General features: G+C 65.1%; 12 protein-coding genes. 2 read left to right on the top strand and 10 right to left on the bottom strand.

Annotated features, from left to right (window positions below; translation table 11 throughout):
* Positions 1-137: 137 nt before the first annotated feature.
* The 4 genes from PMN64_RS14160 to thiD form a co-directional block, all read right to left on the bottom strand.
* Complete coding sequence (locus PMN64_RS14160; RefSeq protein WP_411781112.1) at positions 138-1,127, bottom strand: threonine/serine dehydratase; 990 nt, start codon at positions 1,125-1,127, stop codon at positions 138-140.
* A 56-nt stretch (positions 1,128-1,183) separates the two neighbouring features.
* Positions 1,184-2,275: a glycosyltransferase family 4 protein gene (locus PMN64_RS14155; protein ID WP_411781111.1), complete on the bottom strand. Its 1,092-nt coding sequence runs from the start codon at positions 2,273-2,275 to the stop codon at positions 1,184-1,186.
* Complete coding sequence (locus PMN64_RS14150) at positions 2,272-3,084, bottom strand: UDP-2,3-diacylglucosamine diphosphatase (RefSeq protein WP_026193024.1); 813 nt, start codon at positions 3,082-3,084, stop codon at positions 2,272-2,274. Before PMN64_RS14150 ends, PMN64_RS14155 begins: the two co-directional genes overlap by 4 nt.
* 304 nt (positions 3,085-3,388) lie before the next feature.
* On the bottom strand, positions 3,389-4,186 hold the full coding sequence (gene thiD, locus PMN64_RS14145; RefSeq protein ID WP_411781110.1) for a bifunctional hydroxymethylpyrimidine kinase/phosphomethylpyrimidine kinase: 798 nt from the start codon (positions 4,184-4,186) through the stop codon (positions 3,389-3,391).
* Between the two features lie 203 nt (positions 4,187-4,389).
* On the opposite strand from thiD, the gene PMN64_RS14140 reads away from it, so the two are divergent.
* Entirely contained in the window at positions 4,390-4,635 is a 246-nt protein-coding gene (locus PMN64_RS14140) for an Lrp/AsnC ligand binding domain-containing protein (RefSeq protein WP_016845986.1), read from the top strand.
* A 106-nt stretch (positions 4,636-4,741) separates the two neighbouring features.
* On the opposite strand, the gene PMN64_RS14135 is transcribed toward PMN64_RS14140, so the two are convergent.
* On the bottom strand, positions 4,742-5,677 hold the full coding sequence (locus PMN64_RS14135) for a c-type cytochrome (RefSeq protein WP_209911139.1): 936 nt from the start codon (positions 5,675-5,677) through the stop codon (positions 4,742-4,744).
* A gap of 165 nt (positions 5,678-5,842) precedes the next feature.
* On the opposite strand from PMN64_RS14135, the gene PMN64_RS14130 reads away from it, so the two are divergent.
* Positions 5,843-6,265: a CHRD domain-containing protein gene (locus PMN64_RS14130; protein ID WP_028341629.1), complete on the top strand. Its 423-nt coding sequence runs from the start codon at positions 5,843-5,845 to the stop codon at positions 6,263-6,265.
* A 154-nt stretch (positions 6,266-6,419) separates the two neighbouring features.
* Here the strand turns inward: PMN64_RS14130 and PMN64_RS14125 are convergent, their stop codons facing one another.
* The 5 genes from PMN64_RS14125 to PMN64_RS14105 form a co-directional block, all read right to left on the bottom strand.
* Complete coding sequence (locus PMN64_RS14125; RefSeq protein ID WP_304496181.1) at positions 6,420-6,866, bottom strand: c-type cytochrome; 447 nt, start codon at positions 6,864-6,866, stop codon at positions 6,420-6,422.
* Between the two features lie 103 nt (positions 6,867-6,969).
* Entirely contained in the window at positions 6,970-9,279 is a 2,310-nt protein-coding gene (locus PMN64_RS14120; protein WP_411781109.1) for a xanthine dehydrogenase family protein molybdopterin-binding subunit, read from the bottom strand.
* Between the two features lie 128 nt (positions 9,280-9,407).
* Positions 9,408-10,937 carry a murein biosynthesis integral membrane protein MurJ gene (gene murJ, locus PMN64_RS14115; RefSeq protein WP_411781108.1) on the bottom strand — a complete coding sequence of 510 codons (1,530 nt, stop codon included), beginning with the start codon at positions 10,935-10,937 and terminating at the stop codon, positions 9,408-9,410.
* Positions 10,938-11,039: 102 nt separating this feature from the next.
* Entirely contained in the window at positions 11,040-12,191 is a 1,152-nt protein-coding gene (locus tag PMN64_RS14110) for a DegT/DnrJ/EryC1/StrS family aminotransferase (protein ID WP_411781107.1), read from the bottom strand.
* Between the two features lie 33 nt (positions 12,192-12,224).
* Positions 12,225-13,229 carry a Gfo/Idh/MocA family oxidoreductase gene (locus PMN64_RS14105; RefSeq protein ID WP_141713452.1) on the bottom strand — a complete coding sequence of 335 codons (1,005 nt, stop codon included), beginning with the start codon at positions 13,227-13,229 and terminating at the stop codon, positions 12,225-12,227.
* Positions 13,230-13,255 lie beyond the last annotated feature (26 nt).

Here is a 13,255-nt window from a genome sequence, read left to right as displayed (position 1 = left end):
TAGACTTTTCATATCCTCTCATTGCCGGGCTTGACCCGCGCACGACGCGAGGCGCGCGAAGCATTCATGTTCCATGGACCGCACGCGCAACGTGAGCCGGCTCATGTACCGCGGCAGCATCTGTGCCTAACCCGGTGTCAGGCAACGAGTTTCGCGAACAGGTCGGTGTCGATATTGCCGCCCGAGAGCACGATGACGACGTTCTTGCCCTTGGCGTCGATCCGTCCCGCAAGCAGCGCGGCGAGCCCGACCGCGCCGCCCGGCTCGACCACGAGCTTCAGCTCGCGATAGGCGAAGGCAACGGCGGCGCCGACTTCGTCATCGGTGGCGTTGACACCGTTCGCCAGCAGCTTGCTGTTGATGGCAAAGGTGAGCTCGCCCGGCATCATCGCCATCAGCGCATCGCAGATGGTCCGCGCCGCGACCGGATGCGCCTCGCGATGTCCTACCTTGAGTGACAGGGCGTGATCGTCATAGCCCGCGGGCTCGGCGACGATCACCTGGGCCTGCGGATATTTCGCCTTCACCGCGGTTGCGACGCCGGCGATCAATCCGCCGCCTGAAGCCGGCGCGACCACGATGTCCGGCGTCAGTCCGAGCGCGGCCATGTCCTCGGCGATCTCGCGGCCGGCGGTGCCCTGGCCCGCGATCACGAAGGGATCGTCGTAGGGGCGCACCAAGGTCGCGCCGCGCTTGCCGGCAATGCCGTTGGCGATCGCCTCGCGGTCGTCGCGATCGCGGTCGTAGAGCACGACTTCGGCGCCATAGGATTTGGTGCGCTCGCGCTTGGTGATCGGCGAGTCCGCAGGCATCACGATGGTCGCCTGCATGTTCAGGATCTTGGCCGCCGCGGCGACGCCCTGGGCGTGGTTGCCCGAGGAGAACGCGACGACGCCGCCGCTCCGCTTGTCCTGCGGGATCGAGGCGAGCTTGTTGAAGGCGCCGCGAAACTTGAACGATCCGGTCCGCTGCAGCATTTCGGGCTTGAGGAAGACCTGGGTGCCGACGCGTTCGTTGAGAACGGGGAAGGTCAGGAGCGGCGTGCGCACCGCGAACGGCGCGACCACCCTTGCGGCGGCATCGATGTCCGCGGCAGCGACGGGTGGATTGAGAACGGTGTCCGTCATTCGCGATTTGTATCGCGGCGACGGGCTGGCGGGCAAGACGCTTTAGCGTGACCCAACTAGCGTGAGCTTGGCTGAGGTGTCGGCAGGACGGCGAAATGGTGCTCTTCGGCACCAAATTCGAACGCCTCCCCCTCGCCATCCGGCGGCGCAGGACGGACGTTCATGCAACGGTCGATGAACACCCGGGCCGACGCCTGCCAGGTGTGGAGCGCGGCGAAATCAACGCAGGCCTGCCGCGGAATGCTGAGCGCCTCGAGGCAGGCATGGCGCAAATCCTCGTCGAGCACACCGACCGGCGCCGCGCCGATCACGTCGCGGGGACCGGTGACCGGAAAAGCGGCAACCGGCAAGCCGCTCGCCAACGCTTCAAGCAGCACCAGACCGAACGTATCGGTCCGGCTCGGGAAAACGAACACATCGGCCGCCGCGTAGATCTCAGCCAATTCTTCTCCATGGCGGGCGCCGAGGAACACGGCGTCCGGATATTTCCGCTCCAGCGCCGCCCGCGCCGGGCCGTCGCCGACCACGACCTTGGTTCCCGGCAAATCGAGGTCAAGAAAGGCCTCAAGATTTTTCTCCACCGCCACCCGGCCGACGCTGAGATAGACCGGCTGCGGCAGGCAGAGATCGACATCGCGCGGATGGAACAGCGCAGTATCGACGCCCCGCGACCACAGCACCACGTTGCGGAAGCCGCGCTGACGCAACTCGGCCGCCAGCGCCGGGGTCGCCGCCATCACCGCCCGGCTCGGCCGGTGGAACCAGCGCAATGCGCGCCACACCCAGGCTTCCGGGACAGGCGTCCGCGCCGAGACGTATTCGGGGAAGCGGGTATGGAAGCTCGTCGTGAACGGCAGGCCGCGCTTGCGGCAATAGCGGCGCACCGCAAGCCCGATCGGGCCCTCGGTCGCGATATGGATGCTGTCGGGCCTCGCCGCCTCGATCAGACTTGCCACCTTGGCCCGGTAGGGCAGCGCCAGCCGGAGATCGCGATAGCTCGGCATCGCGAAGGTGCGGAACTCGTCCGGCGTCAGGAAGCTCACCTCGACGCCGAGCGATTTCGCCGCCTGCGCCATCATGGTCAGCGTGCGGACAACCCCGTTGACCTGGGGATGCCACGCATCGGTCGCGACCAGGATATGCGTCATGCAGCGCGTGCCGTCACTCGCGGAACTGGCGCGATCCGGCGCACCGGGTCGGTCCAGGTGATGATCTCGAAATGGCCGTCCTCGTGCTCGGCGAGCGCGGTGCAGCTCTCCACCCAGTCGCCGCAATTCATGTAGCGGATGCCGTGCTCGTCATGAATCGTCGCGTAGTGGATGTGGCCGCAGATCACGCCGTCGCAGCCGTGGCGCCGCGCCTCGCCGGCAAGCGTCGCCTCGAACGCGCCGATATAGTTCACCGCCTTCTTGACCTTCAGCTTGGCCCATTGCGACAGCGACCAGTACGGCACGCCGAACATCTTGCGGAAGAAGTTGACGAAGCGATTCATCTGGATCGCGAAGTCGTAGGCCTTGTCGCCGAGATGGGCGAGCCAGCGCGCGTTCTGCACCACGAGATCGAAAATGTCGCCGTGGATCACGAGGTAGCGCTTGCCGTCGGCGCCGGTGTGAACCGTGTTCTCCACCACGTCGATGCCGCCGAAATGCGTGCCGTAATATTTGCGCAGGAACTCGTCGTGGTTGCCCGGGACGTAGATCACCTTGGCGCCCTTGCGCGCCTTGCGCAGCATCTTCTGCACGAAATCGTTATGGGTCTGCGGCCAGTACCAGTTCGACTTCAGCGCCCAGCCGTCGACGATATCACCAACGAGGTAGATCGTGTCGGCATCGTGAGAGCGGAGGAAGTCCAGCAGGCGGTCGGCTTGCGAACCGCGGGCTCCGAGATGGACATCGGAGATAAACAAAGTGCGAAAGTGCCGCTCGGGACTTTCTTCACTCAAGGAGTCACTTCCCATGCCTGTGCACCTAACAGATTCCTGTGACAAGGCGATGACGATCCCCGCGACCCAAGGCCCCACAAACAGTTAACGAGAATCAGCAGCACGCCCCTGCCCTGCGGATAACAGCAGCGTGCGACAATCTGGCGACATCGGCGGCCGCGACTGCGGGGAAGAGGTGTTGTGTTGCCTGCATATCGTGGCGGACAACGAAGCAGCGATGAATGCGTAGCCCGGATGAAGCGAAGCGCAATCCGGGGTCTTGCATGCGCGGATGGCGCGCTCCCGGATTTCGCTGCGCTCCATCCGGGCTACAAGAGCCTCAATAATATTTGTGAAAGTGATGCACCGGCCCATGCCCGTGGCCGATGGCAAAACGATCGGCAGCGGCGATTGCTTCAGTAATCCAGGCCTTGGCGTTGAGCACGGAGGTCTCCATGCTCTCGCCCTTCGCGAGCCCTGCTGCGATTGCCGAGGACAGCGAGCAGCCGGTGCCATGCGTATTGGCGGTCGCAATGCGCGGCGCAGCCAGCGCGATGCTGCGCTCGGCGTCGATCAGATAGTCGATGCTGTCGGCGCCGTGGCCGTGGCCGCCCTTGACCAGCACCGCGCGACATCCCATCGCCAGCAATCGCTTGCCTTGTCGCTCGACGTCGGCCTCGCTCTCGGCGACCGGCTCGTTGAGCAGCGCCGCCGCTTCCGGCAGGTTCGGCGTGATCAGCGAGGCCAGCGGAAACAGCAGGGTCTTCAGCGCATCGACCGCCTCGGCGGCAAGCAGCCGATCGCCCGAGGTTGCGACCATCACCGGATCGAGCACGACATGGCGCGGCGCCCAGCGCCTCAGCCCATCGGCGATCGCCGCGATCGTCTCGGCCTGCGCCACCATGCCGATCTTGACCGCGCCGACCTCGAGATCGGAGAACACCGCGTCGATCTGGGCGGTGACGAATGAAGCGGGCACCGGATGGATGCCGCTGACCCCCTTGGTGTTCTGCGCAGTCAGCGCCGTGATCGCGGAGGCGCCATAGACCCCGAGCGCGGCAAAGCTCTTGAGGTCGGCCTGGATACCCGCCCCGCCCGAGGAGTCCGAGCCGGCAATGGTGAGCGCGACCGGCGTCATCGTGCAGCACCGGCGGTTGATACGAATGCGACCATCGCGAACAAGACCATGGCCTGTCCTAGCCCGGCCGCGGATCGACGGCAAGTTCGCCTGACTTTACCGCGGGTTGGCTTTGCCCTGACGCTGCCTTGCCCGCTCTTGTCCCCTTGCCTTGGCCGCCCGTTTTGGGCCTATAGTCGCGGAAATCCCCGGAGACGACTTTGATGGTTCCTTTCTTCGTCCAGATCAAATGCAAGCTCGGCCAGTCCTACACCGTCGCCAACGCGCTGGCGGAGGCCGAGATTGCGTCCGAGATCTATTCCACCGCGGGCAATTACGACCTCCTGGTCAAGTTCTACGTCGACCACGACACCGACATCGGCCATTTCATCAACGAGAAGGTTCAGGTGATCCCGGGCATCCAGGACACGCTCACCATCATCACCTTCAAGGCGTTCGGCGCGAAGTAGATCGCGCCCACGACAGCATGATGAGATTGGGTCGAGCTTGAACGACGTCGAGAGTTCACCTCTCCTTGGGAGAGGTGAAACCGCGGCGAGCCGGTTCAACCAAAACTCATCCCGCTGACTCCTTCTCTTTCTTCACCGGCTTCGGCGGTCCCTCGACCGGGGGCAGCGACTTGATGTATTCGGCGATCGCGTCGCGGTCGGACGACGAGAGTTGCGAGGTGTTGCGGATCACGCGCACCATGGACCCGCCCGCGCTATCACCGTCCGGCGTCTGGCCGCTCTCGAGGAAATAGGCGATATCCTTCACACTCCAGTCCGAGATCCCCCTCGGCGTGATGTTGGGCACCCAGCCTTCGCCCTCCGGATTCGGACCACCGGCGAAGCGCTGCGCGGTGACGATGCCTCCGAGCACATTGCGCGGGCTGTGGCACTCGGCGCAATGGCCGAAGCTGTTGACGAGATAGGCGCCGCGATACCAATGCGCGGAGCGGCTTGCATCCGCGATGAACGGCTTGCCGTTCATGAACAGCAATTTCCAGACGCCGACATTGCGCCTGATGTTGAAGGGAAACGGCAAATCGTGGTCGCGCACCTTGCCGGCGACCGGCGGCAAGGTCTTCAGATAGGCGAACAGGTCGCGCACATCGCTGACCTTGGCGTGCTGATAGGACGGGTACGGAAACGCCGGGAAATAGTGCGCACCCGATGGCGAGGTGCCCTTCATGACCGCCGTGACGAAATCGGCCTCGCTCCAGCGGCCGATGCCGTCGTTCGGGTCGGGCGAGATGTTCGGCGCATAGAAGGTGCCGAACGGCGAGGTGATCGCGAGCCCGCCGCCGAGCCTCGTGCGGTCGTCCTGCTTCGGCACGGCATGGCAGGAGGAACATCCTCCAGCATTGAACGTTGTGAGGCCGTTGGCCAGGTCAGGCTGATAGGCTGGCAGCGCGCCGGCGGCAACGGTCGCGGGGATCGTCAGCCACCAGAACACGCCAACGCCGATTACGCCGGCCAGAATCGCCAGGAGGAAAATTCGTCGCAGCATTCACCGATCCGTCATTGGTCGCGTCAGTTCATGGACCAGTATGATGGCAACCAGTCGGACAAGCTCGCATCAAATTTGCCGCACCCGCGATCATTTGGGGAATAAATCCGAAAAGCTGCTGTTTGAAGATTGCAACTATCCTGTGACGTCAAAGGGGAGAGAACCATGTCGAACAAGACCTTGCTTGCCACGCTGACGCTCGGCGCCGCCATCGCCCTCGCCGGTCCGGCCTTTGCCGAGAAGTTCACGGCGAAGCTGGATAGCAAGAGCGAAGTGCCGCCGAATACCAGCGCCGGCACCGGCACCGCCGACATCGACTATGATGCCGCCAGCAAGAAGTTGAGCTGGAAGGTGACCTATTCCGGCCTCTCGGGCCCGGTCACCGCCGCGCATTTCCACGGCCCCGCCGAGGCCGGCAAGAATTCCGGTGTCGCAGTCGCGATCCCGAACGCGACGTCGAGCCCGGTCGAAGGCAGCGCAACGCTGACCGACGCGCAGGCCGCCGATCTGCTCGCCGGCAAGTACTATGTCAACGTCCACACCGCGGCCAACCCGGGCGGCGAAATCCGCGGCCAGGTGACGAAATAACAAGTGACGAAGTAACAAGCGACGAACTAATCCGTCACCAAGCAATCCCGACCAAGCAATCGTCGCATACGCGCTCCAACAAGAAACGGCCGACACAAAAAAGGGCGGACGCCTCGAAGCGTCCGCCCTTTTCAGTTCATTGACCGAACGGCGATCAGCCCTTCTTGAGGCGATAGGTCTCGTGGCAGCCGCCGCACTGCTTGAACAGCGGCGGCATTTCCGCCTTCAGCGTGTCGAGGTCCTTGACCTTGCCTTTGGTATCGGCGACCGCCTTGGCGTAGCTCGCAATGTGCTGCTCGAAGCCCGCCTTGTCTTCCCAGACCTTCGGCGCGGGGGAATAGTCGCCATCCGGCTTGAGGCCCTTGCTGCTGTCCGGGAACAGCGTCGGCAGTTTCTTGGCAGTGTCTTCGAACTTCACCAGCGCGGCATCGACCGCTGCCTGATCGTAGGGCTTCTCGCCCTTGATCATCGCCGCTATCGCGCCCGCATTCTTGCCGGTCTCCTTCATCTGGGCCTGGGTCTGCTTGACCTGATTTTGGTCGGCCACCACCGCCCCTGCACTCAACGCAAGCATCGCTGCGACGACGACAATCCGCTTCATCGGCAAAACCCCTCAATTCCGCTCTGTCCCGGTCCGCGATCTGCGGCCGGCCTGGTTTGCAAAACACCGCAGGCGGAATCTTCATTCCGCCTGCGACAATTTATCAGAGATTATGGCGGCGCTGCGCCTCGCGGATCGCGATCCAGACCCGTTCAGGCGTGGCCGGCATGTCGATGTGGTCGATCTTGTACTCGCGATGCAGCCCCTCGACGATCGCGTTGACGACCGCCGGGCACGAGCCGATCGCGCCGGCCTCGCCCGCGCCCTTCACACCCATTGGATTGGTCGTGCAGGGCACGTTATGGGTCTCGAACACGAAGGACGGCCCGTCGGAGGCGCGCGGCAGCGCATAGTCCATGAACGTGCCGGTGACGAGCTGACCGTCGGCCGGGCTGTACACCGCCTGCTCCATCAGCGCCTGACCGATGCCCTGCATCGCGCCGCCATGAACCTGGCCCGCCAGCATCAGCGGATTGAGCGTCACGCCGAAATCGTCGACGATGACGTAGCCGACGATCTTGATGATGCCGGTGGCGGGATCGATCTCGACCTCGGCGAGATGCGTGCCGTTCGGATAGGTGCCGTCGGCGCTGGCGAAGGTCGCGCTCGCATTCATCTTCGACGTATCGCCGCCGTGGCGTTTGGCGAGATCGGCAAAGCTGATCGAGCGGTCGGTGCCGGCGATGCGGATGCGGCCGTCGGCGATCTCGAGATCGCCGGCGCCGGCTTCCAGCGCCTGCGCCGCAAGCTCCTTCAGCTTGTTGCCGAGATCATGCGTCGCGCGCTGCACGCTGACGCCGCCGGACGGGATCGATGCCGAGCCGCCGGTGCCGAGGCCGGTCGCGATCTTGTCGGTATCGCCCTGCAGCACATGCACGCGCTCAGGCGGCACGCCGAACTGCTCGGCGACGATCTGCGCATAGGCGGTCTGGTGGCCCTGCCCGCTCGACTGCGTGCCGATCAGGACCGAGATATCGCCATTGGGATCGAGCGCCACATTGGCGGTCTCCTCGCCCATGGTGCCGCAGACCTCGACATAGCTCGCCATGCCGATGCCCCGCACCAGGCCGTCCTTCCTGGCGGCCTTGGCGCGCTTCGGAAATTCCTTCCAGTTGGCAATCTCCATCGCACGCTTCATATGCGCGACGAAATCGCCGGAGTCGTAGACCTTGCCGGTCGCAGTCGTGTAGGGCAGCGACTTCGGCGGAATGAAATTCTTCCGCCGGATGGCGTCCGGCGTCATGCCGAGCTTGCGCGCGGCGGCATCGACCAGGCGCTCGATGACATAGGCGGCCTCCGGGCGGCCGGCGCCGCGATAGGCATCGACCGGCACCGTGTTGGTGAACACGGTGCGGACCCGGCAGTGGAAGGCCTGGATGTCATAGAGGCCCGGCAGCATGCCGGCGCCGCCATGCGGGATGTAAGGCGCGAAGGTCGAGAGATAGGCGCCCATGTCGCCCATCAGGTCGACATCCATGCCGAGGAATTTGCCGTCCTCGGCGAGCGCCATCTTCGCGGTGGTGAGATTGTCGCGGCCCTGCGCGTCGCCCATGAAATGGTCGGAGCGCTCGGCCGTCCATTTGATGCTCTTCTTGAGCTTGCGCGCGGCGACCGAGATCAGCGCATATTCGCGATATGGAAACAGCTTGGTGCCGAAACCGCCGCCGACATCCGGGCAGATCACCCGCATGTTCTCCTTCGGCATCTTCAGAATCATGTCGCAGAGGATCTCGCGCAGGCGGTGGCTGCCCTGGCTGCCGATCGTCAGCGTCAGATGGTCCTTCTTGGCGTCGTATTCCGCGACCGCGGCGCGCGTCTCCATGAAATTGGTGATGACGCGCGGATTGACGATGGTGATCTCGGCCACCGCATGCGCCTTGGCGAACGCGTCCTCGGCGGCCTTCTTGTCGCCGATCGAGACGTCGAACAGCACATTGCCGGGCTTGTCCGGCCAGACCTGCGGCGCGTCCTTCTTCACCGCATTGACGAGGCCGACCGCCGCCGGCAGCGGCGTCCATTTGACGTCGATCGCCTCGATCGCGTCACGGGCATGATCGACGGTATCGGCGACCACGAAGGCCACCGCGTCGCCGACATGGCGCACCTCGTCCTTGGCGAGGATCGGATAAGGCGGTGCGGTGAACGGATCGGTTTCCAGATTGAACAGGCACGGCAGGCCGCCGAGCTCGGCGACGTCGGCCGCGGTCAGGATCAGCGCCACGCCGGGCATGCCGCGGGCCTTGCCGGCATCGATCGTGTAGGTCGCGTGCGCATGCGGCGAACGCAGCATCAGCGCGTGCAATGCGGGAGACGGTGCAACGTCGTCGGTGTAGCGGCCCCTGCCGCGAATCAGAGCGTCGTCCTCCTTGCGCCGCACACTTTGTCCGACGCCGAATTTGATGGGAGCTGCCATCGTCTCTCCAATTGCCTTGGTTGTTTGCATGCATATTGGCGTGGTTGTCAGCGAAGCGCAAACCGCTTTCCGCCACGCGCGGCGCTATCACACAGCCGCCTCCTATGCATTTGATTTGACAGGTAAAACTATACGCGGCGGAGCGCGAACAGCCAGCCGCGGCCGAACAGCGTGAGGATCGAGAGGGCATAGACGAAGACGCCTACCGCAATCAGCAGCAGCAGGATCAGTTCGTCGCGAAAGATCTGCATCGGCGCGAACCACACCACCGCGAAATGCGAGGTCAGCCACAGCGCGACCGCGAGCAGCACGCCGCACAGCGCGAAGGTGCCGAACGAGCGGATCAGCGCGCGATCGAGCGCGAGGTAGCCGCGGCGCACGGCAAACATCAGCACCAGCAGCAGATTGACCCAGGCCCCGATCGCGGTCGCGAGCGCGAGCCCGACCTGCGCCAGCGTGCCGACCAGCGCGATCTTCAGCGCGACGTTGACCGCGACCCCGGTCAGCGCCGCTTTCACCGGCGTTGCGGTGTCCTTGCGGGCGTAGAAGGTCGCAACCGCGCTGCGGATCATCACGAAGGGAATGAGCCCCACCGCATAGGCCGCGAGCGTGGCGCCGGCGCTTGCGGCATCGGCCTTGGAGAAGGCCCCGCGGGCGAACATCGCGCGCATGATCGGATCGGCGACCGTCAGGAACGCCGCCACGAACGGCACCGAGAACAGCAGCGTGAAATCGAAGGCGCGGCGCTGCGCGGCCATCGCGCCGGCGTGGTCGTCGGCGCTCAGCCGCCGCGACATCTCCGGCAGCAGCACGGTGCCGATCGCGATCCCGATCACGCCGATCGGCAATTGGTTGAGGCGGTCGGCATAATACAGCGCCGACAGCGCGCCTGCGGGGAGGAAGGTCGCGATGATGGTATCGGCGAACAGCGCGACCTGCGTGCCCATCGAGCCCAGCGTCGCCGGCCCCAGCGCGCGGAAGAAGCCGCGAACGTCCTCGTCGAGCCGCAAGGGCGCGAACCGCGGCAGGCCGCCATGGCGCGCGAGGTCGCCGGCGAGCAGGAAGAATTGCAGGAAGCCCGAGATCAGGACGCCCCAGGCCGCGGCGTGGCCGGCGCTCGGAAAGAACGCCGCGAGCGCCAGCGTCATCATCATGGCGAGGTTGAGGAAGATCGGCGCCGCAGCCGCGCTGGCGAAGCGATGCATCACATTGAGCATGCCGCCATAGAGCGTCACCAGCGTGATCAGCAGCAGATAGGGAAAGGTGATCCGCGTCAGCTCGATCGCGAGCTTGCGCTGCGCCGCGTCCTCGGTGAAGCCCGGCGCCAGGATGCTCATCGCCTGCGGCATGAACGCCATCGCCACCGCCAGCAGGATCACCTGCGAGGCGAACAACAGCGTGAAGATGCGGTCGGCGAACAGCCGTGCCGACGCTTCGCCGCGCTCGCCATGGACATGGGCATAGGCCGGCACGAAGGCGGCGTTGAAGGCGCCTTCGGCAAAGATCGCGCGGAAATGATTGGGCAGCCGCAGCGCCACGAAGAAGGCGTCGGCAACCGGCCCGGCACCGAGGATCGCCGCGAGCATGATGTCGCGTGCGAACCCGGTCACCCGCGATAGCAGGGTATAGCCGCCGACGGTGAAGATGCGCCCAAGCATGCGCTGCTTCTAGCGCATGATTACGGTACGAAAAAGTTTCCTGTCAGGCCGTTAACGATTTAGGCATGCTCCTGCCCGAAAACCGGAAGCCACTTTTCGGGATCATGCCTGTAGCGCGCTGCGCACAGCCTGGATGACGCGGTCCTGCGTCGCCTCGTCGAGATAGGGGTGCATCGGCAGGGCGATGACGTCCTTGGACAGGCGCTCGCTGACCGGCAGGCCGCCGTCGGCAACCGGATAGTGGCTGTAGGCCGTCTGCTGGTGCACCGATTTGGGATAGTAGATCATGGTCGGGACGCCCTGCGCCTTCAGGGCCGCCGCGAAGGTGTCACGATCGATGCCGTCGGACAAACGGATGGTGTACTGCGCCCACACCGAGGTACAGCCCGGCGCAAGGCGCGGCACCGCGACGAGGTTGCCGAGCGCGCGCGAATAGCGCTCAGCCACCTTGTTGCGCGCCGCGATCTCGTCGTCGAAAATCTTCAGCTTCTCGAGCAGGATCGCCGCCTGCATGGTGTCGAGCCGCGCCGTGAGGCCGAGCCGCACATTGTCGTACTTGTCCGAGCCCTGGCCGTGCACGCGGATGCTGCGCAGGGTGCGCGCGAGCTCCTCGTCGTCGGTGAAGATCGCGCCGCCGTCGCCGAAGCAGCCGAGCGGCTTGGCCGGGAAGAAGCTGGTCCCGGTCGCGAGCCCGAAGGTGCCGAGCTTGCGGTTCTTGTAGGTTGCGCCAAAGCCCTGCGCGGCATCGTCAAGTACGAAAAGCCCCTCGGCCTCGGCGACCGCGCCGATCGCATCGTGATCGGCGCTCTGGCCGAACAGGTCGACCGGGATCACGGCGACCGGCTTCAGCCCGCGCGCGCGCGCCGTCGCGATGCCGCGCTTGAGCGAGTTGACGTCGATGTTGAAGGTCTCCTCATCGACGTCGACGAAAACCGGCGTCGCTCCGGTCAGCGTCACGACCTCGCCGGTCGCGCAGAAGGTGAAGGTCGGGCACAGCACCGCATCGCCCGGGCCGACATTCTTCGCCATCAGGACCATGAGCAGCGCGTCGGTGCCGCTGGCACAGCTCACCACATGCTTGGCGCCGCTATAGTCCGCCAGCGCCTTCTCCAGCGCGGTGACTTCCGGACCGTTGATGAACTGGCAATGGTCGAGCACGCGCGCGACCGCGTCATCGATCGACTTGCCGAGCCGCCGGCGCTGCGCGGCGATATCGATGAAGGGAATGGGCTCAAGCTGCATATGCTGGTTCATGGAAGCTCTTTGCAGGTGTTGAATGAATGAAAATCAGCCGGCGATGCGGCGCGGCCCCTTGCGCATCGTCGAGGCGGCGGGCCTGGCGGGCGATTCCAGGCAGCGGATCGCGATCTCGAGGCTCGCCACGCCCTCGTCGCCGGACACTGCCGGCAGCTTGCCGCCACGCACGGCATCGAGGAAGGCGATCAGCTCGGCGCGCAGCGGCTCGTCATGACCGACCGGCAGATGACGCATCGAATAGCTGCCGTCCGGCTTGAAGCCGAAACATTCGGTGACCTGACGCGTGAGCAGATCGCCCATCACATACTTGCCGCGGGTTGCGACGGTCACGTTGCGCGCCTTGAACGGCGTCAGCCAGTTGGTGTTGATGTGGGCAAGCACGCCGGAAGCGGTACGGAACTGCAGCAGCGCGATGTCCTCGCGCTCGGCGACAGCGCTCGAGAGCTGCGGCTGCACCTCGACGATGTCGGACTCGGTGAACCAGCGGATCAGGTCGATGTCGTGCACGGCAAGGTCGATCACGACGCCGACATTGGACATTCGCGGCGGGAACGGGCCGACCCGGGTGATGCCGATCGACAGGATGTCCTCGCCCGAGATCGCCTTCTTGATCGCGGCGACCGCCGGATTGAAACGCTCGACATGGCCGACCATCAGCGTGACGCCGGCCCGCTCGGCGGCCGCGACGATCTCGCGGCCCTCTTCGACCGTGGATGCGACCGGCTTCTCGACCAGGATGTGAATGTTGCGCGCGATGCAGGCGAGCGCGATCTCATGATGCAGATGGGTGGGGGCTGCGATTGTCACCGCATCGATGCCCTCGGCGAACAGCTGATCGAGGCTTTCGAAGGCGCGGCAGCCGACCAGGTCGATGGCGCGCGTGCGATGTTCCGGCAGCGGATCGACGATGCCGATCAACAGCACCCCGGGCAGTCCGGCCAGCACGCGGGCATGGTTGCTGCCCATCACGCCGGCGCCGATCACGCCGACGCGCAATGCGCGGCCGATATCGGCCTTCGCGCCGGCTGCGGACATTTTTGCATTCATATCGTAGACCCCAA

This window comes from Bradyrhizobium sp. UFLA01-814 (assembly GCF_046718885.1).
Taxonomy (GTDB): domain Bacteria; phylum Pseudomonadota; class Alphaproteobacteria; order Rhizobiales; family Xanthobacteraceae; genus Bradyrhizobium; species Bradyrhizobium elkanii.
This window is presented reverse-complemented; position numbering and strand designations above follow the sequence as displayed.